This window comes from Butyricimonas sp. Marseille-P3923, from assembly GCF_900184685.1.
Lineage (GTDB): Bacteria > Bacteroidota > Bacteroidia > Bacteroidales > Marinifilaceae > Butyricimonas > Butyricimonas muris.
In genome coordinates this window covers 15,791-40,759 of record NZ_FXXL01000004.1, presented here as the reverse complement: position 1 = coordinate 40,759, position 24,969 = coordinate 15,791, and the positions used below count along the sequence as shown (strand labels likewise).

At 47.3% G+C, this 24,969-nt stretch carries 18 protein-coding genes; 4 read left to right on the top strand and 14 right to left on the bottom strand.

Translation table 11 applies throughout. The features are described from left to right. Positions 1-43 precede the first annotated feature (43 nt). The 5 genes from mutY to CS948_RS01925 all read right to left on the bottom strand — a co-directional run bounded on the left by mutY (position 44) and on the right by CS948_RS01925 (position 9,014). On the bottom strand, positions 44-1,114 hold the full coding sequence (mutY, locus tag CS948_RS01945; RefSeq protein WP_099290075.1) for an A/G-specific adenine glycosylase: 1,071 nt from the start codon (positions 1,112-1,114) through the stop codon (positions 44-46). Between the two features lie 120 nt (positions 1,115-1,234). Continuing rightward, positions 1,235-1,720 carry a Dps family protein gene (locus tag CS948_RS01940; protein WP_227215446.1) on the bottom strand — a complete coding sequence of 162 codons (486 nt, stop codon included), beginning with the start codon at positions 1,718-1,720 and terminating at the stop codon, positions 1,235-1,237. 222 nt (positions 1,721-1,942) lie between these two features. Next, positions 1,943-3,568 carry a SusD/RagB family nutrient-binding outer membrane lipoprotein gene (locus CS948_RS01935; protein WP_099290074.1) on the bottom strand — a complete coding sequence of 542 codons (1,626 nt, stop codon included), beginning with the start codon at positions 3,566-3,568 and terminating at the stop codon, positions 1,943-1,945. A gap of 12 nt (positions 3,569-3,580) precedes the next feature. Then, complete coding sequence (locus CS948_RS01930) at positions 3,581-6,691, bottom strand: SusC/RagA family TonB-linked outer membrane protein (protein WP_099290389.1); 3,111 nt, start codon at positions 6,689-6,691, stop codon at positions 3,581-3,583. 217 nt (positions 6,692-6,908) lie between these two features. Beyond that, entirely contained in the window at positions 6,909-9,014 is a 2,106-nt protein-coding gene (locus CS948_RS01925) for a M3 family metallopeptidase (RefSeq protein WP_099290073.1), read from the bottom strand. A gap of 129 nt (positions 9,015-9,143) precedes the next feature. Here CS948_RS01925 and crcB point away from each other — a divergent pair, with 129 nt between their 5' ends. Then, positions 9,144-9,524: a fluoride efflux transporter CrcB gene (crcB, locus tag CS948_RS01920; protein WP_099290072.1), complete on the top strand. Its 381-nt coding sequence runs from the start codon at positions 9,144-9,146 to the stop codon at positions 9,522-9,524. A 66-nt stretch (positions 9,525-9,590) separates the two neighbouring features. Further along, a complete protein-coding gene (locus CS948_RS01915) occupies positions 9,591-10,790 on the top strand; it encodes an aminopeptidase C (protein WP_255301828.1) in 1,200 nt (399 codons plus the stop codon). A 118-nt stretch (positions 10,791-10,908) separates the two neighbouring features. Here the strand turns inward: CS948_RS01915 and CS948_RS01910 are convergent, their stop codons facing one another. The 5 genes from CS948_RS01910 to CS948_RS01890 form a co-directional block, all read right to left on the bottom strand. Beyond that, a complete protein-coding gene (locus CS948_RS01910) occupies positions 10,909-12,696 on the bottom strand; it encodes a hypothetical protein (protein WP_099290071.1) in 1,788 nt (595 codons plus the stop codon). Between the two features lie 9 nt (positions 12,697-12,705). Next, on the bottom strand, positions 12,706-13,554 hold the full coding sequence (locus tag CS948_RS01905) for an AAA family ATPase (RefSeq protein WP_099290070.1): 849 nt from the start codon (positions 13,552-13,554) through the stop codon (positions 12,706-12,708). A gap of 80 nt (positions 13,555-13,634) precedes the next feature. Then, complete coding sequence (locus CS948_RS01900; protein ID WP_099290387.1) at positions 13,635-14,486, bottom strand: GNAT family N-acetyltransferase; 852 nt, start codon at positions 14,484-14,486, stop codon at positions 13,635-13,637. A 109-nt stretch (positions 14,487-14,595) separates the two neighbouring features. Continuing rightward, the gene (gene pepT / locus CS948_RS01895; protein WP_099290069.1) at positions 14,596-15,813 is read right to left on the bottom strand and encodes a peptidase T; all 1,218 of its coding nucleotides are present in this window, start codon (positions 15,811-15,813) and stop codon (positions 14,596-14,598) included. Positions 15,814-15,905: 92 nt separating this feature from the next. Next, entirely contained in the window at positions 15,906-17,870 is a 1,965-nt protein-coding gene (locus CS948_RS01890; RefSeq protein ID WP_099290068.1) for an OPT family oligopeptide transporter, read from the bottom strand. A 128-nt stretch (positions 17,871-17,998) separates the two neighbouring features. Between CS948_RS01890 and CS948_RS01885 the strand changes: the two genes are divergently transcribed. Further along, a complete protein-coding gene (locus CS948_RS01885; RefSeq protein WP_099290067.1) occupies positions 17,999-18,349 on the top strand; it encodes a DUF1622 domain-containing protein in 351 nt (116 codons plus the stop codon). A gap of 116 nt (positions 18,350-18,465) precedes the next feature. On the opposite strand, the gene mgtA is transcribed toward CS948_RS01885, so the two are convergent. From mgtA to CS948_RS01870, 3 genes are all read right to left on the bottom strand, one after another. Then, complete coding sequence (mgtA, locus tag CS948_RS01880) at positions 18,466-21,120, bottom strand: magnesium-translocating P-type ATPase (protein ID WP_099290066.1); 2,655 nt, start codon at positions 21,118-21,120, stop codon at positions 18,466-18,468. Between the two features lie 114 nt (positions 21,121-21,234). Continuing rightward, on the bottom strand, positions 21,235-22,602 hold the full coding sequence (locus CS948_RS01875) for a HAMP domain-containing sensor histidine kinase (RefSeq protein ID WP_099290065.1): 1,368 nt from the start codon (positions 22,600-22,602) through the stop codon (positions 21,235-21,237). Next, positions 22,599-23,288 (bottom strand): response regulator transcription factor, encoded by a 690-nt coding sequence (locus CS948_RS01870; protein WP_099290064.1) that lies wholly within the window; start codon positions 23,286-23,288, stop codon positions 22,599-22,601. The genes CS948_RS01875 and CS948_RS01870 overlap by 4 nt, the downstream gene beginning before the upstream one ends. A gap of 149 nt (positions 23,289-23,437) precedes the next feature. Here CS948_RS01870 and CS948_RS01865 point away from each other — a divergent pair, with 149 nt between their 5' ends. After that, the gene (locus CS948_RS01865) at positions 23,438-24,049 is read left to right on the top strand and encodes a hypothetical protein (protein WP_099290063.1); all 612 of its coding nucleotides are present in this window, start codon (positions 23,438-23,440) and stop codon (positions 24,047-24,049) included. 57 nt (positions 24,050-24,106) lie between these two features. Here the strand turns inward: CS948_RS01865 and CS948_RS01860 are convergent, their stop codons facing one another. Continuing rightward, complete coding sequence (locus CS948_RS01860) at positions 24,107-24,880, bottom strand: glucose 1-dehydrogenase (RefSeq protein ID WP_099290386.1); 774 nt, start codon at positions 24,878-24,880, stop codon at positions 24,107-24,109. Positions 24,881-24,969: the final 89 nt, after the last annotated feature.

Below are 24,969 nucleotides of genomic sequence, written 5' to 3'. Positions count from 1 at the left end.
TCTTTTTCACCAGTGACACACCAAAAAGGAATAATTTTATTTATCAAAACAACAAAGTTTCCCGTTTTTCCATGTAAGACTGCACCAAACGGGATACCGCGTAATTACCTACCTCCTCATCCGGCACCTGAAGGTACTTCTGCATGGCAGGAGAGAAAGCATCTACCAGAATCTCGTAGAACACGGCGTAAATTACCCGGTGGGACAGCACATGCTTTTTAGCCGTGAACTCCCGTTTCACGTTGATACCCGTCATTCCGCCGAATAATGTATTGAATCCGGTCACTTGTTGCAACTCTCCCCAAGACACGGGAGATACCGTTTCGACCAACGGGAACTCGTAAAGATTACGCCAAATGTCATTTCCCGTGCGCTTGGAAAGCAAGGTTTTACCCTGACCGCGGATATGCAAATAATTAAAATAACGGGGTTTAACCATGGTCTTCCCGTTCTTCACGGGTAATTGCTCCACTCGCCCGGAAGCCAATGCCAGACACTTCCCGTTCAAAGGGCAAGAATCGCAAGCCGGGGATTTCGGGACACACTGCAAAGCCCCGAATTCCATCATCGCCTGATTGAACAGATCGGGATGCCGTTCGTCCAGTAACGATTGTGCCAATTCCGTGAAATACTTCTTTCCCTCGCCGCTATCAATAGGCATCTCCAAATCGAACAGCCGGGCTAACACCCGGTACACGTTGCCGTCTACCGTGGCGTAAGGTTGTTGATAGGCGAAAGAAGCTATCGCGGCAGCCGTGTAATCCCCGATCCCTTTCAGTGATAAGATATCCTCTCTCGTCCGGGGAAAAACGCCGTCGAAAGAATCCACGATTTGCTTTGCCGCCGCGTGCAGGTTGCGGGCACGACTATAATAACCCAAGCCTTGCCAGTATTTCATCACCTCATCTTCGTCAGCTTCCGCGAGGGAACGCACATCGGGAAAACGTTGCACGAAACGGTTGAAATAATCCAACCCCTGCGCCACTCTGGTTTGCTGGAGTATAATCTCCGAGATCCAAATCAAGTAAGGATCGCCGGTTTCCCGCCACGGCAATTCCCGTTTGTTCTTCTCGTACCAGTGGATTAAAATACCACTTATCTCTCTATCATCCATATCTCCTGATTAACGGGTACGAAGATACAAAAAACATCGGAATACAAGGCGAACATAAAAAAAGAGAACTGCCGATAATCGACAGTCCCCCTCATTCACTCATAACATAAAAATCTATCCTTATTCCAAATGGGCACGGATCATCCAAGTTACTTTTTCCTTTTTCTCAATCATGTCTTCCAAGAAATTGGATGTTCCGAAATCTTTCGAGCCTTCTTTATCCATGGTTTCCAAATCAGAACGTATCTGACGGATAACTTCTGCATTGTCATCCAACAAGGCTGCCAACATCCCCTTTGCATCGGGAAGCGGTTTCTCCTCGTCTTGTTCTTTGATGCGGTTGTGCTCCAGACAGCCTTTCAAAGACCCGATAGGACGTTCGTCCAAATCACGAACACGCTCGGCAATACTGTCGATATCTTCAATCAGGCCGTTATAAAGATCCTCCAAGAACGTGTGATAAGATCTGAAGCTCGCGCCTTTCATATTCCAGTGGTAATTCCATGTTTTAGCCAGTAAAACAAAATGATCAGCAAGCAGGTTATTTAAAATGGTTTTGCTGGATTTGATCATTGATGCGTCTAAACCAATATTTCCTTTCATCATAACTATAAATATTTAAAGGTTCTTTGTATTTCATTGTAAACACCTATAGAAACGAAAAGCGGTTGATAAAGTTTCACGCGGAACATTTAATTTTTACTATATTTTTTCGACACTCTAACCAAAGAACGACTAAATACCCATATTTCGGATGCTTTACATTTCCATAATAAAAGTTTACCCGCGATAAGGTAATCCCTATGAATCTTTGAATCCTTCTATTTCTTAAAAATTTCTCCCCGTATCCCACCACAAACGGGTTCCAGCGTTGTCCTTTCCCCCTAGAGCATCCACCAATGCCTTGTATTGTTCCGCGCTTTCATCCAGAAGAGTCGAAGGAAAGTTCAGACGACGTATCATGATTTCCGTGTCGATACAACCATTCCGGCTATTATTGTATTTCACAGGAAAAAGTCTCGGATATCCCGTTCTTCGCTGTTCCGCCCAAGCCTCACATCCCTCCGGGAAAATAGCCAACCATTTCTGCGTGATAATTCTTTCCAGCTTTATTTCCGGCGATGCGGATTCATCCCAACAAGGGGATACCTTGCAACGGGCTTTGATATCATTCTCGGGCGTGAATACATCCTTGAAATCTGATGCCCGGTTATCACCCTGCAAATAAGCGTCCGCGTCGGGTACCTGCCATTGCGAGAAAGAACATTTCACCCCTCTCTCGTAGCAATCCCCGGCTTCTTCCGATGTCCAACCCCGCAGAGCTGCTTCCGCCCGTAAAAACCATACCTCTGCCGCCGTCATTAAGATCGCGTCGGTATTCACGTTCACGTATATCTTGGACAGAGCCGCATAATAAGGGTGTGCGAACATTGTACCTTGGCGAATCCCCCGGTATTGTCCCTTTAAAGGAATAATGACGGAATCCTTACCGTTCTTATCCGGCAAACAAACGTCTTCCATGCAGGGCTCAAAAAACACTTTCCGCCGGGGATCATCGAAACCGTTTAAAATGGATTCCATGGAAGCATTCATGTACACTTCCCCCCATACCCGGTTGATCTCGCCCAAAGGATTGGTGTACCCGTCGCGGGTAGATACCTTCACGAGCTCGAAAGGGTCTTCAAAATACCCGTGTTCATCACTGATAGCCGACTGAAATTCCGTTCTGGCTTTTTCCGGTTCAGCCATTGCTATCCGTACCGCCAAACGCATACGCAATGAATTGGCAAATTTAATCCACGAAAGGATCTCCCCGTCCATCAGAATATCAAAACGGGAAAAATCAAAAACTTCATCGGGCTTATCCATATAATCGCTCAGCGTCTTTACCGCCTCTTTCAGATCGTCAAAAAAAGCATGATAAACATCCTGTTGCGTATCCGGCATATACACCGATTTCATCCCCCCGAAATTGGAATATATGATCGGACCGTAGTAATCGGACACCCGATGCATCACTTCGACTTTCAATATTTTCGTGATCGCGTAGAAAAGAGGATTCTCTGTTCTCGTGGAATCCTCCAACCGTTTGATCTGCGGCATGATATAAGCGTACGTGTATCCCCAGAACGTCCCGTTCCACCCGTCTTGAAGATTATAATCAGAATTGTGGGAACCGCCGTTCAACGGCTTGTAATCGTGCATATAACCACTGAACATATCGGCGCTCAGGTTCTGCATGATCTGGTATGTCCAATTCTTCCCCTTGCCGAAATCATAATTAAAATAGATGCCCTGCTGCACCACACCGAGAGGTATCCCGATATGGTTCCAGTCGATACGCGTATCCTCATCCGTGATCCCGGTTTTATCCGTGTTCAAATCCTTAAAATGTCCCGTGCAAGCGATACATCCCAGAAACAGAACCATGTAGACAAATACTCTCTTTTCCATACCGCCATCCGATTAAAAGGTAACACGCAGACTAAATCCCATACCACGGGTAGTAGGCATCCCGTAAACTTCTATCGCTTGATTATCGTTCCCGGTAGAAAGAATCAAATCCGGATCGAAAGGTGCTTTCCTGTATATAAAAAACAGATTCCGGGCGGTAAAAGCCAGATGTATATCCCGTAGTACCCGTACCGATTCCAACCATTGTTTCGGGAAAGAGTATCCCAAGGAAAATTCCCGCAAACGGAAATTCGTGGCATCGTACATGTAGTATTCCGTCACTCCCGCACGTCCCCCGACAATGGATTTGTAAAATCCTTTCACGTTGGTGATCCTCTCGCCCTCCAGCATGACATACCCCCGGTCACGAGCATCCCCGGTGGCTCTCGTTACCCCGTACAAGTCCATATCCGCCCGTGTCTGTGACAACACTTTTCCACCGACACGCCCATCTATCAGGAATGTCATCATAAAATTCCGCCACGAGAAGGTATTCGTCCATCCCAGCGTGAAATTTGGATTGGCATTCCCCACTCTCACCGTGTTACCGTCACCCTCCACTCGTGGTAATCCTTTCAAATCGCCTTCCGTCTCGTATAGAATCTTCCCGTTATCATCCCGCTTGAAAGCCTTGCCGTAGATATCCCCGAAGGAACCTCCCTCTTTCAATTTCATCGCGTAACTTGACGAAAAGCCATAAGGCCCGTACTGGAAAACAGGCAGTTCTTCGTGTAAGCGAAGTACTTTATTTTTGTTGGAAGCGTAATTTATCCCGGTTTCCCATTTGACTTTTGTATCCTCAAAAGGGGTTCCTTTCAACTCGATCTCTACCCCCGTGTTCCGTATTTCCCCGGCATTCACGTAACGATAAGCGTACGTGTCACCATCTTTCGCCGCCAGTTTGAAAAACTGATTCTTCGTGACCGTGTTGTAACACGTGAGGTCCACTCGCAAGCGGTCGTTGAACAACCGCCACTCGGTTCCCGCTTCAAACGCCACGTTTTTCTCCGGTTTCATTTCCTCGAAAGGGGCAGCGTCGGAAGCCTGTATTCCGCCTCCCGCCAACACGTGTGACACGGGGTGCGTGATATACAAGGGGATATCATTCCCGACCATACTCCATGCCCCGCGAATCTTTCCGCCCGTGATCCATTCGGGCAGGGAAAACGTCCGGTCTATCAACCAAGAGAATCCCACGGAAGGATAGAAAAAGCCGATGGATTCACGGGAAGTATAAGCCAACGTGGAACTCCAATCATTACGGGCGGAAATATCGAGGAACAAATAGTCCCGGAAACCCAGCTGTGCCGTTGCAAACAAGGATTGCATCTGCCTCGTGGCATCGATTTGCTCGGCAATATAAGCGGACGTCGTCATATTGATGTTCGCGATATTGAATACATTGGCATATTTCAATGAAGCTGTTTTCGAATCGTAGCGAAGTTCATTTGTCTTGTTATTATTTATACTTACCCCTAAAGATATATCCAAAGAAAAGTTCTCGAACTTTCGTTTATAAGTCCCGAGCACATCTCCATAAGTCAAAGTCTGCTCGTGGCTCGCGTCGATATAACGTCCATTACTTCCCGCCAACGCCGGAGCCGTGGAAGCGTAGTATTTCTGACGGAACTTATCGTTCAAGTAATCCACGCTTCCGCGGGCCTGCAACGAAAAATGAGCAGAAAGAATCAGACGCATGGCAATAGAGGCTATCACCCGTGTTCTCTGATCCTGCCCTTTGATACGTTCCAGTACCCAATAGGGATTTTGCTCGAAGTCCTCCGTCGGGGCGTGCCAATTCTGCACGTTCAACCGGCGCTCTTCATTCCATACTTCAAAATGATTTTTATACTCCGTGATATCCATTCCCCGGGGAAAACGGTATAACCCGACTAACGGATTCATGTAAAAGCCGCCCGGCACCGGACGATTTTTCACCGTTTGCTTCAATAAATTGACACTTCCGTCTATTTTTAAAAGCCCGTCATAAAAAGTTGCACATTCCCGCAGGTTTATGTTGTGTTTTGACAAACGATGCGTTTCCATAATCCCTTTTCCCTCCGTGTTCGCGTAGGAGAAATAAGTTTGCGTGTGTTCGTTTCCGGTTGAAAAGGTAAGGGAATGAATCGCGGTCACTCCCGTCTTAAAAAAAGAAGAAATCGGGTTCCCCGTGTTTATATCTTTTCTCTCTCCCCAACTTTCCACCTCGTCGCTCACGCCATAATGATTTTGCAGTTTCGGGAGCATCATGGCTTTATCAATCAACACGCTCGAAGAGAAAGAAACTTCCTGCTTCCCCGCTTCCCCGTGTTTCGTGGTAATCAAGATAACCCCGTTGGCAGCCTGCGTCCCGTATAAAGCGGCTGCCGGGGCTCCTTTCAATATACTGATACTCTCTATGTCTTCCGGGTTAAGATTGGAAATACCATCCCCGGCATCCCTGTTTCCGGCATCAGCCGTACCCCCGATAGACGTACTCGGCTGTTCGCTGCTCTCGTTCAGCATCGGGATTCCGTCTATCACGTATAAAGGCTGGTTATTACCCGCCACCGAACGATTACCGCGCATCACGACTTTCACGGAACCGCCCATACCGGAAGAACTCCGGTTCACCTGCATTCCCGCGATCTTTCCCATAAGTGTCACGATCATATTCGGATCTTTCACCCGAATCAATTCATTCCGGTTCACCCGGGAAGCGGCATAAGACAAGGAATTTTCTTTTTTACGGATTCCCAATGCCGTCACGATGACATCGTCCAACAGAACACTCTCCTGTTCCAGCGTGATCCGGATATCTTTTTTGCCCTCGACAGCCACAAATTGAGTATGGTAGCCGACAAAAGAAACGATCAACGTTCCGGTTCGCCTTACTTTCATGGAGAAATTTCCTTCCCAATCTGTAACGACCCCGTTCGTCGTTCCTTTTTCCAGTACGTGGACTCCTACCATAGGAAGATGCGTTGTATCGAGAACTTTACCATGCACCACAATTCGCTCATCCCCGGCAATGATTGTATCGGTTACGTGAAACAAATGAACACGATACTTCTCCGCAGAAAAAGTTACTTTTCCACACGCTAACACACAAATCACGATTATACACAGACGCGTATATGCCATAAACGCCATTCAAGAAGTATGGGGTTGTGTCAAAAGTCTATATTTACTTCTTAAACTCCTCCGTCGGCTTCGCCGCCACCTCCTCTATAAACAGAGGAGGAGCTGGAGACTCTTACCAAAGCAAGGTGGTGTTCCAGCTCTCCCTCTGTTTATAGAGGGAGTACCCCGAAGGGGAGAGGGAGTTTAAAAAGACTCTTGACACAACTCCTTATTATTACTATTTTAAACCTCTCTTCATCAAAAGCGGCTCTTCGGACGGTTGTTGTCCCCGGAACTTGACGTACTGCCCCATGGGATCGTCATACCCGCCTTCAGACAAAATATACTTTCTGAATTTAGCAGCCAATTCTTTATTGTAAATATCCCCGGAAGCCTTGAAAGCTTGGAACGCATCGGCATCCAATACTTCAGCCCAAAGATACACGTAATAACCGGCAGAATATCCCCCGTCAAAAATATGGGAGAAATAAGTGGAACGATAGCGGGGTAAAATCTCCTTGATCAGCCCGTATTTATCCATGGATGCTTTCTCGAAAGCGTTCACGTCAAATTGTTGCGGTTCGGTTTGTGAATACCAGTCCATATCCAACAATGAAGCGGCAACATATTCCACCGTGGCAAATCCTTGATTGAAATGCCCACTCTCCTGTATTTTCTTGATTAACGCGTCCGGCATCGGTTCACCCGTCTGATAGTGTTTAGCATACATTTTCAATACTTCCGGTTCGCTTGCCCAGTTTTCCATAACCTGTGAAGGCAATTCCACCATATCGTGAGGTATTGTCCCGGCTATACGTTGATAATCGCCGCGGGTAAAGAATCCGTGCAGGGCGTGACCGAACTCGTGGAACATGGTTTCCGTGTCGTCCCAAGTCAGCAACACGGGAGCATCGCCAACGGCAGGCGAGAAATTGTAGACCACGGATACCAACGGCATCTCTTCCTTGCCGTTCTCTTTCGTGTAATGGCGAAATTCCGTCATCCACGCACCCGCCGATTTGCTGGCACGGGTGAAATAATCCAGATAAAGGATACCCAACGAACTACCGTCAACGTCCTTTACCTCGTAAGTTTCCACTTCCGGGTGATATAAAGGTATATCCGTCCGTTTCTCCAAAGTGATACCGTAGAGCTTGTTTGCCACCTCGAACATTCCGTCGCGTACATTCTCCAGTTTCAAGTAAGGCATCATTTCAGACTCGTCCAAGTCATATTTCTGTTTCCGCAGCTTCTCGGCATAATACCACCAGTCCCAGCTCTCCAACTTCTCCCGCATGCCTTCCTTGTTCGCGATCTTCTGCATTTCAGCCAATTCCTGTTTGGCAACTTTCAACGCGGGAGTCCATACCCTCTCCAAGAAAGCATGTACCGCTTCCGGTGTCTTTGCCATATTCACGTCAATCACGTAAGCGGCATAAGTATCAAAACCCAACAATTTAGCTTTTTCCGTTCTGAGGTTCACCATTTGGGCAAGTACCGCTTTATTGTCATTAGCGTTATCGTTATTTGCCCGCATATAGTAACCTTTATATAATTTTTCCCTCAAATCCCGTTTTTTGGCGTACGTCAGGAAAGGCAACATGCTCGGTTTCTGTACCGTGAATACCCATTTCCCTTCCATTCCCCGGTTCTTTGCCTCGGCAGCGGCTGAAGCAATCGCGTTATCGGGAAGCCCTTCCAAGTCTTTGGCATCATCAATCACCAGCGTGAAAGCATTCGTTTCTTTCAACAGGTTGTTGCCGTACTGCAAACTCAGTTTAGCCAGTTCCCCGTTAATTTTCATCATCTTAGCCTTGTCCTCATCATTCAGATTAGCACCCCCGCGCACGAAATCATCGTAGTATTTTTCCAGCGTACGTAATGCCAAAGGGTCCAAGCCCAGCGATTCTTTTTTGTCATACAACGTCTTGATGCGGGCAAACAGCTTCGGGTTCATGTTAATCTCATCCCCGTGAGCGGTCACGGCAGGACTGATTTCCATCGCCAACGCCAACATGTCATCGCTCGTGACAGCTTCGCAAAGATTAAAGAAAATAGCCGACGTCCGGTTCAACAACTTTCCGGATTGATCGAAAGCCACGATCGTGTTCTCGAAAGTCGGGGCTTCCGGGTTGTTCACGATTGCCTCAATTTCAGCCTTATGCTGTTTCATTCCTTCTTCGAAAGCAGGTTTGTAATCTGCCAGTTTGATTTTATCGAAAGGCGGCGCTTGAAACGGGGTTTCAAATTTCTGCATCAACGGATTCTCCGTCTGCTTCGCTCCTTCTTTGCAAGATGCGACCAAAGCGGTAACACTCAAAAGTAATATAACTCTTTTTTTCATAAATAATAATTTGATATTTAAATCGTTCTTCTGCACCAATCCAAAAAACAAGGTAAAGATATAGATTATCTACTACAAAGCATTAATTTTGTCATAAAAAGATTTTTTACCAATCTATATAAATATAACATGAGTAATCTATTGTTTGTCGCGCTCGGTTCCATGTTCGGCGGAGTTTCCCGTTACTGGCTAAGTGGTTTTATTCAAAAGAATTTCGATACGGCGTTCCCGGTAGGAGTTTTTATCGTGAACATCGCGGGTTGTTTTCTCATGGGTGTCATCGCCGGACTATTAGCCCACGCCAACATCCTCACGAACAATCATAGACTATTACTGGCGGTGGGTTTCTGCGGGAGTTTCACTACCTTTTCGACCTTTTCGCTGGATAACCTGCAATTATTAAGCGCGAAAGCCTATTTTTTGCTTTCCCTCAATATCGGGTTAAGCGTAATACTTGGGCTTGCCGCGACGTGGGGCGGATATTATCTGATGCAAAGTTTATCCAAATAAGTTTAGTCAATAAATAAATTTCGTTAGCTTTGTGACCAAACCAGAAATGCTAAAAATAACTCAGACATGATTAAACATCTTTCATTATGCATGGTCGTTTTGTTTTCCGTAATCAGCACGACCTTATTTGCCCAAAAGGGTGGTCCCCGTTCCGGGTACAAGTTTACAACCGTGGCAGACTTAAAAGCGACCCCGGTAAAAAATCAACAAAGCGTCGGCACCTGTTGGGATTACGCCGCACTCTCTTTCCTCGAATCCGAATTGCTCCGGAAAGGCAAGCCGGTCTATGATTTGGCAGAATTATACGTTGCCAAAAACGTTTACTTCGAGAAAGGACTACGCTACATCCAATTCCACGGGAAAACTAATTTCAGTGAAGGCGGACAAGCGCATGACGTGCTGTACGCTATCGAGAAATACGGTATCGTTCCGGAAGACGTGTACCCCGGATTGCAATACGGACGGGATTTCCACATTCATGCGGAAATGGTTGCTGCCCTGCAAGGCATCCTCGACGGGGTAAATAAAAATCCGAACAGACAAATTACTCCCGTGTGGACCAAGGGTTTCACGCGCTATATCGAGGCATACCTCGGGGATACTCCCGAAACTTTCACTTACGAGGGAAAAGAATATACCCCGCAAAGTTTCGCGAAATCATTGGACTTAAACTTGGACGATTACGTGGAACTCACCTCGTTTGAGGCTTTCCCGTTCTATAAATCTATCGTGCTTCCTATCCCCGACAACTGGTTGCACGGTCAATATTACAACTTGCCGATTGACGAGTTAATGGAAGTCATGAACAACGCGCTTAAAAACGGTTACTCCGTTTGTTGGGACGGTGACGTGAGCCACAATGGCTTTAGCCATCCTAGCGGACTGGCAATTCTCCCGACGGATAACCCGGAAGAAATGATTAACGCCGAGATTGACAAATGGACTACCCTCAGCGAAAAAGAAAGAAAAAGTAAATTGCAATCATTCGAATCTCCCGTGCCGGAAATGAAAGTGGACGATGCCAAACGGCAATTCACGTTCAACAATCGCCAGACCACGGATGATCACTTGATGCACATCACCGGATTGCTTAAAGACCAAAACGGAACCCTATACTATAAAACAAAAAATTCATGGGGTGATGAAAGAAGCGAATTCGGCGGCTATCTCTATATGTCCGAACCTTTCTGCCGCTTGCAAACCGTGGCAATCATGGTTCACAAGGATGCTATCCCGAAAGCGATCCGCAAGAAATTAGGATTGTAAAGGTGTGTTTTGACACACCTCCAGTCTGTAAGGTCTGTAAAGTCCATAAGGTCAAAAGTCCATAAACTCGCACAAAGGACATCATGACCTTACGGACTTTATAGATTTTATGGACTATTTAAAACGAATTATCCTCCGCCATCGACATAAACTTCTCGCGAATCCATCGCGAAATACGGGTAGTAATCTCCGGTCCCTCGTAAGGAATAAACTCTTCATACATATCCGACTGGTCAAAATTATCAATCCCGATAGATAATACTTCAATCCCCCGTTTCTTCGCCTCCTGCACCACCACCCACACGTGTTCACGTGCATCTTCACCATCATATCCCGTGGCAGAAGGTGCACCGTCAGAGATCATAAAGAACAATTTATTCTTCGCGTCCGATTTGAATTTATCGAAACAGTACAACATGGCATACCCGTCAGCATTCGCATTCAGAGCCTGTTGTAAAAATAGCTTCCCCAATTGCAACCTCTCCCCCCGGTCATGGAAACGGGTGATTTCTATCCCGTCATCACCACAACGATGCCCGTATATGGAATAATACACGACATTGGGATACTTGTTGAAAGCCAGAGCCAACGCAGAAGATATCACAATCTGCAAAGGAATCTTGTCACCCGTGCACATGGAACCGGAAAGATCCAGCAATATCACCACCTCCAATATGGCAGAGGGAGCCAGCACTTCCTCAAAGAAAATATTCCGGTTGTAACGGGATTGATATAATTCATCCTCATCCAATTCCCCCGAATCCTGCTCGTATATCACCCTCGTCCGATCCATCTTTCCCGAAAACATGGCAAGACTCACCTGTATCTTGGCTGCCAACTCTTTCGCCCGGTTCAGCAAATCATCGGAGATTTCCGCCACTTCCGCGTCGATCTCTACCAAACGATCACACGCCCCCAGCGCTCCCTTCCACTCCAACTTCTGGCGCTCCGAACTCACGAACAACTGCGGGGAAAACACGGTATCCTTGTTCAGCGTTTTACGGAGATCCCGAATCACCGTTTCCGCCATTTTAATCTGTTTGTCCGTCTTGAAATCCTCAATCCCCTTCATCGCTTTTTTCATCTCCTGCAAGAAGAAATTATCCGGGCAAACATCTTTTACATGAAACAAATCAGCCAACGCCCCGGCATACCAGACCACTTCTTTGTAAGTCAGATCGGCGTAATTCTTGATCCCTTTCAATATCGCGTTCACCTGCCTCACCTTCACGTCATTACCCGGAAAGGACAACACCTCCCGCATATAATTACTCTCGTCCAGCAGATTCGGATATAATATCTTGGTACAGATGTAGTCATACAGAGCTTCCGACCCGTCGCCTCCCCGGTGCAAACCGTCTTCGCTCTGTCCCCCGTAGTACCCCATGCGGGATTCCACGACATTCAATCCCATGGCAAATCCCAACTTCCGGGCAGCATACAAATAATAGTGATACCCCGGGAAATCCTTTACCAACTTGGATTCCACCCGCCGATTCTCTATAAAATGAATCATATCATAATGCATCGGGGTATAAAGCAACTCTTCCTCGCTCAACCCGGCAATATCCTTTCCCGTGTATATCCAGTGTGCCAACTCGTGCACGAAATACCCGAAAAAAACAAATACCCGTGTTTCATCCGAAATCTCGAAACGGAGTAATTTCAGATTCAAGGCAATGTGCTTCGGGTTCATCGACAAAGCGGGTACCCTGTTCGAGAGTACCATTTTAGGAATCTCCCCCGTAATATGATAAGCAATCTTGGCACATACCGGGATCAATTTCAATATATCCGTCGTCCCCAGATCCCGATCCAACAAATTACGGGCTACCGGGAAATCACCCCACCAATCCCGATCAATAAATTGCTCGTCATATATCTCTTCTATCCGCCGGAAATCCATATCGTCCGATTAAAGGGTCTGTATCAACGAACGGGCTATCGTTTCCTCTCCCGTAATCACGTAATTCGTGAGAATCACCCGTTCGATCACCTCGCTCAACCGATAGCCCAAAGGCATATATGCCGCCGCATCCAACACCTGCCGGGTGGAAAGCGACACGGATAGAGTTTCCTTCTGCTCTGCCAGACGCAACACCTCGGCTACCCTAGCCAATTGTACCGCCGCGTCACGGGATACCTTCGGGAAACGCGCACGGATCAAATCAGCCTCCTCCGCGGAAGTTAGATAATTCAACCGGACTTTGATAAAACGATCTTCAAAAGCCGTATCCAACCGTTGCGTGGACACGTAAGCAAACCCCACGTTTCCCGCCGCCACGAATAGCACGTTATCTCCTTTGTTATATCGTTTTCCTGAATCCTCATCATAAATATACGATTGCTGCCTGTCGAGAATCGTCATCAGGAAATTCGCCGCCACCATGGGCGTACGCGTCAACTCGTCAAGGAAAATCAACGTGGGTTTCGTTGACACGAAAGCCTTGAAGAACTCCGAGCGCACCGCTTTTGTCTTCCCGTCATCCCCGATAATCAACCCGCCCACGAACATCTTTTTCGGCTTGAAGGCCTGCCCCATGTCGAAAGCAAAATACTCCATGCCCATGGCTGTTGCCAATTCCTTGGCAATAGAGGACTTACCGCAGCCCTTGGGACCCAACAGAAAAGGATAACGTTTCAAGTATAACGTGTGGCACAAAAACTCCCACGTCTGCACGGGAATACACAAATCATCCGAATGCTTCGGGGGCGTGAAAGGGAAAAGAGTAGCCTGTCCGGCTACATACGTACTATTTGTCATGCTTTATTTATCTTGCTAAATTCACCGCTAAAGTTAACACTTTTCCGGCAAAACAAGAGAAACAAAAGTCTTTTAATTCTTTACAATTTCTTTATCATCTCGAACTGTTTTCCTGTCGGTTCAATATTCCTTGACTTCAAAAAAGCGGTCATCGAATCGCAGGCTACGTCAGTATTCACGATCTTGACAGAGCTATATTTATTAGACTCCAACATCTTTTGGAATAGCAACGAGCCGATACCTTTACGTCGATATTGCTTATCTACCGCTATCTGGGTAACATCCCCGGACATCGGTTCAAAAACCCCGTACCCGACAAGCCTGTCCCCCGTGAAAACACCTTGACATATAAAATCTTCCGGCACCCGATTTATAGCGTCGGAACTATTTTGCCACGAAGGCTTGAAGTCCCAAAAACCGGGTATCGATTCATACTCGTTCATATCTATAGCCCGTAACGAATACGAAAGGTCAATAGCCTTCACGTCTCTATTAATCCGCTCGTTCTCCGGTCTGAAGTAATAGAACTCGCGTGTCACCTCGAAACCTAATTTCCTGTACACGGAAACAGCCCCCGTGTTATGCTGCAATACTTCCAGCAAATATTCTTTTATCCCCGCTTCTCTCAGATAAGGGATGGAATATTCAAATATTCGTGTCGCCAACCCTCTTCCCCGGTAATCTTTCAGCGTTCCGGTACCCGTGTCATAAGCCGTCGGCGTCCCGTTAAAATCCCCGATCCCATTACAAGTAAACGAAACGATTTTATCCCCGTCAAATGCTGCAAAAGAAAGTTCCGGATTAAAACCGCGCCTTTTCAACATGGTCATGAGTTCTGCCTTATTCAATTGGATTTCATAATCGGCAAAAGCCTGTTCGAATGCCCCGAATAACTCGTCAAAACTGATATTACTCAAAGATTTGATTTCCATATCTATCATCTTTATATATTTATATTCTCCTCAAATATAACCAATCCTCATAAAAAAAGCACTTGAAATCGTGAAATTCCAAGTGCTTCTACCATTTATTCCGAAGATCTTATTTCGCCCAAAGCTGAATCAAGATCAAAATTGTCTGCATCGCTTTGTTCATCGTGTCCAAAGAACAGTATTCAAACTTCCCGTGGAAATTCATACCTCCCGTGAACAAGTTCGGACAAGGCAATCCCATGTATGAAAGACGGGCCCCATCGGTACCACCGCGGATAGGGCGAACGATCGGGGTTACCCCGGCTTGAGTCATCGCCTCGAAAGCTTTCTCTATCACTTCGGGATGCGGTTCTACCATCTCGCGCATATTGTAATATTGGTCTTTCAATACCAACGTCAACACACCCTCGCCGTATTTAGCCGTCAACAATTCCACCGCTTTCGTGATAAATTGCTTTTTAGCTTCAAACTTCTCCCGGTTATGATCTCGGATAATATAATTGATCTCTGCATTTTCCACCGTACCGTTCAGTCCGACAAGGTGATAGAATCCCTCATACCCGTCCGTGTGTTCAGGGCGTTCCCAAGCGGGCAACAGGCTATTAACCTCGGCAGCCACTTGCAGCGCGTTAATCATCTTATCTTTAGCGTATCCCGGATGCACGTTACGTCCTTGAATACTTACTTTAGCACTGGCAGCGTTGAAATTCTCGTATTCCAACTCTCCCTCGAAACCGCCGTCTATCGTGTAAGCGAACTTGGCACCGAATTTCTCCACGTTAAAATAATCCACACCGCGTCCCACTTCCTCATCAGGAGTGAAACCGATACGAATCTTGCCATGCTTGATCTCCGGGTGAGCCATCAGATACTCGGCAGCCGTCATGATTTCAGCAATACCGGCCTTATCATCCGCACCCAACAATGTCGTACCGTCCGTGGTAATCAACGTGTGTCCTTTAAACGCTGACAATTCCGGAAAATCCTTCACGGTCATCATCAAGTTCTCGTTCAGACGAATATCTTCCCCATCATAATTCTCGACAATCTGCGGCTTGATATTCGCCCCGCTCATATCCGGACTCGTGTCCACGTGAGAAATAAAACCTATCACCGGACGATCCTCGTATCCCGGGGTCGCGGGAATAGTTCCCATCGCGTAACCGTGTTCGTCCATCTCTACCTCGGTCAACCCGAGTCCCTTCATCTCCTCTACCAAATATTTCAACAACACCTTCTGTTTCTCGGTAGACGGAAAAGTCTCGCTAGCCTCGTCGCTCTGCGTATCGAAACTCACGTATTTCAAAAAACGATCTTTTAAATCCATCGTATTATATTTTAAATTTATGATTTCAGATTTTTGATTATGACTTACGATAAAAGTAAAATCTTAAATCGTAAATCATAAATCGTAAATTATTAATCCGTTAGCTTGGCTTTCATCGAATCATAGATGAAGTAAAGGATGATCAGAATATACATCACTACCGCCAGCATCTCGGCACCGCTCCATGACATGAACCAATCCAGTCCGGCAAATTTCAATATAGCACTGATTACACCCATTAACGCACCTCCGGCAATAAACCCGGAAGCTATCAACGTACCGCGTTCACGACGAGCCTTATTCACGTTCTCGTCCTTACTGCGACTTCCCACGTACCAGCTAACGATACCACCGATCAACAACGGGGTATTCAAATCCAACGGGATAAACATACCCAAGGCAAAAGCCAAGGCAGGCACCCCGATCATCGTCAGAATCAATGCCAGAGCAGCACCCGCAAAATACAACAACCACGGGGTTGCGCCACCTTCCATCAATGGTTTGATCACTGCCGCCATCGCATTTGCCTGCGGGGCAACCAAGGCACCCTCGCCCACGAAACCGTAAGTTTTATTCAATACCATCATCACCCCGGCAATGGTTGCGGCAGAAACAGCCGTTCCCAAGAATTTCCAACCTTCCTGCTTGGCGGGAGTCGTTCCCAGCCAATAACCGATCTTCAAGTCCGTGATAAAACCACCTGCCATAGACAAAGCCGTACAAACCACACCACCGATAATCATGGCAGCCATCATACCGCTCGTTCCGCTCAACCCGGCACTTACCAACACCAGAGAACTCAGTATCAATGTCATCAACGTCATTCCCGACACCGGATTGGAACCCACGATAGCAATAGCGTTAGCCGCCACCGTCGTGAACAGGAAAGATATAATAAATACGATCAACGTGGCAATAATCGTGTGCATCAGATTACCTAACACTCCGAATTGGAAAAACACGAAGGTCGCAATCAACACAGAGATAACCCCGGAAAGAATCAATCTCATACTCAAATCCCGTTGCGTGCGCTCCACGCTACCCTCTATATTCTTCTTACCGCCAAGTTCACTAACCGCCAGACCTAACGCCTGTTTGATAATACCGGAAGAACGGATAATACCGATTACCCCTGCCATAGCGATACCACCGATACCGATATGACGGGCATAATTCGTGAAGATTTGCTCCGGACTCATGTCCCTCAAAAGCATCGTAACACCCTCTCCTACTGCCAAAGTCTGCCCGTCGGCAAAATGGCTGATAAAAGGAATCAACACGAACCACACGGTAAAAGAACCGGCACAGATAATAGCCGCGTACTTCAAACCGATAATATATCCTAAACCGAGTACCGCCGCACTCGTGTTAATTTTGAATACCACTTTCACTTTATCGGCAAGCACTTCGCCCCAACCCATCAAACGGGTAGAGATTCCTTCCGCCCACCAGCCGAAGGTGCTCACGCAAAAATCATACAAACCGCCAATGAGCCCGCTCACCGCCAACAATTTCGCCTGATTACCCTTTTTCTCCCCGGATACCAGTACCTCGGTCGTTGCCGTGGCTTCCGGGAAAGGATATTTCCCGTGCATGTCTTTCACGAAATACTTCCGGAAAGGGATCAACAACAAGATTCCCAAGAATCCCCCGAACAAAGAGGAAAGAAACACTTGATAAAACTGCGCTTCCAACCCGAGAATATACAAGGCCGGCAACGTGAAGATAGCACCCGCCACCACCACACCGGAACTTGCCCCGATAGACTGGATGATCACGTTTTGTCCCAGCATATTCTTCTTACCCATCATATTGCCCACACCAACGGCAATAATAGCGATCGGAATAGCCGCCTCGAACACCTGTCCCACTTTCAGTCCCAAATAAGCGGCTGCCGCGGAAAAAATAATCGCCATGATAATACCGAACGTCACCGAGTAAGGCGTCACCTCCTTGGGATTCGTGTTAGCCGGCATCATTGGCTTGTACTCCTCGCCCGGGGCGAGTTCCCGGTAAGCGTTATCCGGGAGTGAATTCATTTGTTTGTTTTCTTCCATTTTTATATGAGTAAATGATTTATTTTTATACTGCCCCCAAAGATAACGATTTTAACTAAAAAACGGGAATTGCAACAACCTTTCTCAAACGATTCCGTATTTTTAACCATAGACATAAACTCAACATCATGAAAATCATGCACTATCTGGAAATACTATCCATAGCAATCAGTGTCATCAGCCTGATCATCGTTGTCTACGGGGCAATCATCGCTTTCTGTGCCTTTTTACGCAATGAAGCCCGAAGAATCACGGGGCAATATTCATTTACCGCAACACGTGAACTCCGGGCTGATTTGGGAACCTATCTTCTTCTGGGACTTGAATTTCTGATCGCTTCCGACATCCTCAAAACCGTGTTGGAACCCAGTCTGAACGAGTTAGCCATTTTGGGCGGGATTGTCGTCCTGCGCACCGTTCTCTCCATCTTCCTCAACAAAGAAATCCGGGAATTGCAAGCACAGAAAGAAACAGACTAATACATTCTTTTTTTCTTTTTCCGCTGCTTCCTGTTCCTATTCGTGAGCCACATGGCACACAGGCAACCGAGAACGTACAGCAAGATAAAAAATATCAATTCCATGACTCATTCATTTTATAACCAGCGAGTAAACCGTTTAATATACCATTGTTTGATCACCTGCGTCAGCACGCAATAGCTCAATAATATCACCACCAGCCACGGGAAATAACTCCAAGGCAGAGGCACCAACCCGATTGCCGCCCCCACGTTCGAAAACGGGAGTATGATACCGACCACCATAATCAAAAGTGTAAGCCCCACCACCGGCCATGATGCCGTACTCTGGATAAAGGGAATCTTACGGGTACGAATCATGTGCACGATCAACGTTTGCGACAACAGCCCCTCGATGAACCACCCGGATTGGAACAAAGCCTGATGTTCCGGTGAATTACATTTGAACACGTACCACATCACCAGATAGGTCGCTATATCAAAGATTGAACTGATAGGACCGATGTAAATCATAAACCGGCTCAAATCGGAAGCATCCCACCGCCGGGGCTTTTGCAGGTACTCCGCATCCAGACGGTCAAAAGGGATCGTGATTTGCGATACGTCATACAATAAATTTTGTACCAACAAATGGATCGGCAACATCGGCAGGAAAGGCAAAAAAGCACTCGCCCCCAGCACGCTGAACATATTCCCGAAATTAGAACTCGCCGTCATCTTGATATACTTCATGATATTGCCGAAAGTCTTGCGTCCCTCGATAACACCATCCTCCAACACCATCAAATCCTTTTCCAGCAAAATAATATCTGCGCTCTCCTTGGCTATATCCACCGCCGTATCCACGGATATACCCACGTCCGATTGCCGCAGGGCAGAAGCATCATTAATCCCGTCACCCAAGAAACCGACCGTGTTATCCTGTTCCTGCAACAAGGTGATAATCCGGGTTTTCTGCATAGGTGTCAATTTAGCAAAGACAGTCACCTCGCCCACCATTCCTTTCAACTCCCCGTCCGTCATCCGCTCGATCTCCTGCCCCGTCAGCGTACGAGTCGTATCCACTCCCACCTGCCGGCAAATCGTCTTCACCACCGCCTCGTTATCTCCCGACAACACCTTCACTTCCACGCCATGCTCGTGCAATTGCTTGATAGCACTCGCCGCAGAAGGTTTCGGCGGATCAAGAAACGCCAGATAACCAATCAACACCATTTCCGCCTCGTCATCCACCCCGAACTCCCGTCCTTTCTCGATCCAACTCTTTTGGGCAACGGCAAGTACCCGCATCCCCTCCCGGTTCATCCGTTCGCTGATAGCGTAAGCCTTGGCACGCAACTCGTCGGTCATCCGGTGTACCTCCCCGTCAAACTCGGCAAAAGCACATATATCCAACATCTCCTCCACGGCTCCTTTCGTGATAATCTGACACTTCCCGAGCCTGTCTTCCACCACGACGGACATCCGGCGACGGGTAAAATCAAACGGGATCTCGTCAATCTTCATGTAATTATCTTTCAAGTACTCCATCTGCAACTCCTTCACGTGCGACAAAATAGCCCTATCCATCAGGTTCTTCAATCCCGTCTGGAAATAACTGTTGAAAAAAGCGTGCCTCAACACCCGTTTCCGGTCATCGCTACTCCCGTCCGAGTTTATATACTTTTCCAGCACGATCTGATCCCGTGTCAACGTGCCCGTCTTATCCGTGCATAGAATATTCATGGCGCCGAAATTCTGAATGGCGTTCAAGTTCTTCACGATCGTTTTTTTCCTCGCCATCACCACCGCCCCTTTCGACAAATTAGCGGTAACAATCATCGGCAACATCTCCGGCGTCAGCCCCACCGCCACGGATATGGCGAAAATAAAAGCCTCGAACCAATCCCCTTTCGTCACCCCGTTCACCAGAAACACGAAAGGCACCATCACCAGCATAAACCGAATCAACAAAAAACTCACGTTACTGATTCCCTTGTCAAAAGCAGTCTGCGCCCGTACTCCCACGATACTCTTGGCTATCGTCCCGAGATACGTGTTTTTACCCGTGGCAAACACAACCGCAATAGCCGAACCGCTTACCACGTTCGAACCCATGAAACAAATATTATCCAGCTCCACGACACTCCCGCTCCGGTGCTTGTTGCCCGAAATCACGGTACTCTTCTCCACGGCATCCGACTCTCCCGTCAAGGCTGACTGGCTGACAAACAAATCTTTCGACTCCACGACACGCACGTCGGCAGGAACCATATCTCCCGCCGCCAAGTAGACCACATCCCCCGGCACCAGTTCCGTGATATTCACTTCCTCGCTTTCTTCCCGTCCGTTCCGGTACACGCTGGCAGTATTTTTCACCATCTTTTTCAATGCGTCCGACGCCCTGCTCGATTTCCACTCTTGGCTAAAGCGCAACACGACACTCAACAACACCATCGTCGAAATCACGACCACGCTCGTCCATTCCCGTTCTTCGGGTGCTGCCATCCACACGTCGATCACAAGCGACACGATAGCCAGAGCCATCAACACCCCGATGAAAGGATTTATAAATGCCTTGCAGAACATCACCACCGCCTTTTGCGCCTGTTCATGCACGATCTCGTTTTGCCCGTACTCCTTTTGCCGTTCCTTAATCTCCTCGTCCGTCAACCCTCGGCAGGAAGTCTGAAAATAGGCGTACACCGTTTTCAATGGTTGCGTGGCAGCAAGAAACACCTTCTCCGTATTAAACGCCGCACCTTCTCTTCTATTGTGCTTTCTCCAAATCATAATTGTCTTCTTTTAGAGGGTTATACTTTACACGGACAAAAGTACTCACCCCCTTCACGACAAGCCGTTAGAGAAACATTATAACACCATTAGAAAACCGTTAGAATTCAAACTCTACACGTGCGGCAACTCCACCGTGAAAACAGTCCCCTCCCCTTGCTGGGAATTTACCTGTATCGTCCCCTTGTGCATCGTCACGATCTTACGTGTCAATACCATACCAATCCCGTTTCCCGGGGCGTAATCCTTGTTACTCCCGCGGTAAAATAAAGAAAATAACTTTTCCCTATCATCCGGCGTCATGCCAATCCCCGTATCCGAGAAACGAATAATAGACATATCCTCCCAAAACGTAATCTGCACGAGTGAAGTCTTATCCCCCGAAAATTTGCAATTATTCTCGATCAGATTCACGAAAGCCGTCCTCAACAAATAGCTATTCCCCAGTACTGTGAGCACCCTGTCATCATCGGCTTCCCCCTCGAAAATCAACTCCACTTTATAATCAGGATTTGCTTTCAACACCATTTCCCGCGCATCCAGCAGCAATTCATCCAACCGCACGTCCTCCATTTTCACCCGCTCCGGCAAATAATCGGCTCTCGCTAAATTCAACAATCCCTCCGAAAGCCTCACCACCCCTTGGGCATCATTCAGCACGTTGCGTATCGCTTCCCTGTACTCCTCCGGCGCACGGTCTTTCAACAAAGCCAACTCCAACTCGGCAACAAGAGCCGCCATCGGGGTACGCAACTCGTGGGACACATTACTCACGAACATCTTTTGCGCCTCGAAAGACTTTTCCAGTCCATCGAGCATCCGATTGAATGTCACCGCCAACTCCCCCAACTCGTCATTCTCGTACCGTACCGGTACCCGCGTATCCAAATTCGAAGCGGTAATAGCCCGCACCTCTTCCACCATATCCGACACGGGAGTCAGCGCCCCCCGCGCAAGCAAATATCCCACTCCCAACAATATCGCGAGCCCCAGCAATAACATACAAGCCAACATCACGCGCAACGCCTCCCGTTGCGCATAACCGTACCCGTCATAAGCCGCCGCCGTTATAATATACTCCTTTCCCTCGAACTCGTACAACATCCCCACGACTTGATAACGCCCTTGATAAAATTCGATAACTTTATTCCGCGTTATCCTTTCCATCATCTCCGGGGTTTCCTTCACCAAATCAATCTGCTTCGCATCATGATATAGCAATTGAAAAGAAGTATCATAAACCGCCACTTCCACCTCGTTGATAAACTCCCGGTTATTCAAGTAAATCGACTGCATGGTAACGGCATCCACTTGGTTTTTCAGAAAAAGATTTGCTTTCGTGATTCCCTCACTCTTCAAATCCCGGAAAAACTCCCGGCTTCGGCTTCGTTCCGAGAAAAAATAGATTGCCGACAACAACCCCAGAAAAACAACCGCGGTCACCCCCGTGTACCTCAATGTCAACTTACTCCTGATCTTCATTTCTCTGCCATAAAAATAAAACCCATACCCGGTTTCGTGTGAATCAACTTCACCTCGTAATCCCGGTCTATCTTCTTGCGCAAATAATTAATATACACGTCGATAAAATTCGTTCCCGTGTCAAAACGCGTGTTCCACACCTTATCCGCGATCTCCATCCGGCTCAACACCCGTTCCGAGTTCTCCGCCATATACAACAACAGATTGTACTCCTTGGGTGAAAGCCTTATTTCATCCGTTCCCCTGTACACCGTTTTCGTGCGGAGAGCAATTCTCAAATCGGCGTACACTAACTCTTCCGGGGCAACAGCCTGCACGTCATTACTTCCCCGTTTCAGCAACACCTTTATCCGGGCATCCAACTCCCGGAAATCAAACGGCTTCACCATGTAATCATCCGCCCCCGCATCAAATCCCTCCAACTTATCGTCCGTCTGCCCGAGAGCCGTGAGCATGATAATCGGGACTCCGGCATTCTCCCGGCGCACCTCTTTACAAAACTCGAACCCGTCCATTTTGGGTAAAACCACGTCAGAAATGATTAATTGAAAATCACCCGATTTAAACAACCGGAGAGCCATCTGTCCGTCATAAGCCAGCACCACCTGATAGCCGGATTCTTCCAATCCCCTTCTCAACAAATCGGCTACCCGCTGTTCATCTTCTACAACTAATATTCTAACCATAAACAATAACTATTACAATTCTGCCCTTCCCGCAAAGGTATAAAATTAAACGGGTGATTCTTACCTATTTCTAAACACACTTAAAGAAAAAATACCTCCCCACGGGCTGGTATTATGTCACCGATTCCATCCATGGCGTCGAGGGGAAAATGTACAGAACATTCGAAACCTATTATCTCGACCCGACACCGATTGTCACTCTTGATGACTTCGAGCAAATACGACTCGACACTGTCGGTACACCACAACTTCTTTTCTCCTTGAAAGCCGATAAAATCCCAGCATGGGCAAAAGCGACCCGTGAATCCATCGGGAAGAAACTCGCTTTTGTTATCACGAATGTCGTGCTCAGCGCACCTACCGTCCAAAACGAAATCCAAAGCGGGGCATCCATGGTCGGATATCCCTATTCACTGGAAGAACTTGAATTATTCAAACAGAAACTTAGAAATTATCATGTTTCTATTCCTCACATCATCAGTCACGACGAAAAAGAAGCCCGTGTAGGAGTTTCATATTTTGCTGCCATGTTTTTCATCGACCTCACCCACGAAGAAGGCAAAAAAGTTTTCGACAAAATACAAAAAGCAGAACAAGAAGACACTCCGCTCAGAGTCTTTTTTGAAAATATCGACAAAAAAATAAACACGCCCAAAGGAGAATACACCTCCTCCCGAGGCTATATAGCGAAGGTGGAACCGGCATCTCCTGACGAAACGGCAGAATACAAAAAGAATCGAGCTCAAAGAAAACCTCATTAAGATTCATCTACCGGCATATCGGGCGGAATCGCGAAACACGGATTCCGCCTTTCCTCTCTAATCCAGCGTCTGCACCCCGCCCCCGTTCACGAACAAAACCTGCCCCGTGATCCAACTCGAGATGGGTGCGGCAAAGAAAAGTACGGCACCGGCAATATCGTCTATCTCCCCCAATCGTTTGATCGGCGTGTGTTCTAGCATCTTTTTCTCTATATCGGGTGTCAGTACCGATTCCAAAGCCCGCGTTTCCACCGCACCCGGACCTACCGCATTAATCCGCACGTCCGGTCCGAAATCCATCGCCAGATTCGCCGTCATGTGATTCAACGCCGCCTTCGACGAGGCGTAGGCACTCATGCCCGGACTCCTGTTGATACTCGCCATGGAAGTAATATTCACGATCGAACCGTAGCCCGCCTGCTTCATGTAAGGCACTGCCAACTGGCACAACCGCCAAGCACTAAAGACATTCACCTTAAATATACGCTCGAAATACTCCTCTGTCACGCGGAAAGGATTCTCTTGCCCGCCCCCGCCGACACCCACGTTGTTCACTAGAATATTCAACTTCCCGAACTCCACGATCGTACGTTGCACCAGATTCATCAAATCCCCGTCCTTCGTCACGTCGCACTTCAATGCCAGCGCTTTACGTCCCATACCTCGTATATCCTCTGCCACGACCTCGGCATCCGCCAAATTCACATCACCGATCACCACGTCGGCTCCCGCTTGGGCTAATATATGTGCGCTCCCGCACCCGATACCGTTGCCGCCACCCGTCACGACAGCCACCATGCCCGTCAAATTCAACATTTTATTCAAATCCATAGTTTTATTTGTTTTATTTTTACACGTTACGCTTTTCACCCCGTCCCGGTTACCTTTAAGCTCAAAAATGTTCATTCAACCCGTTCATT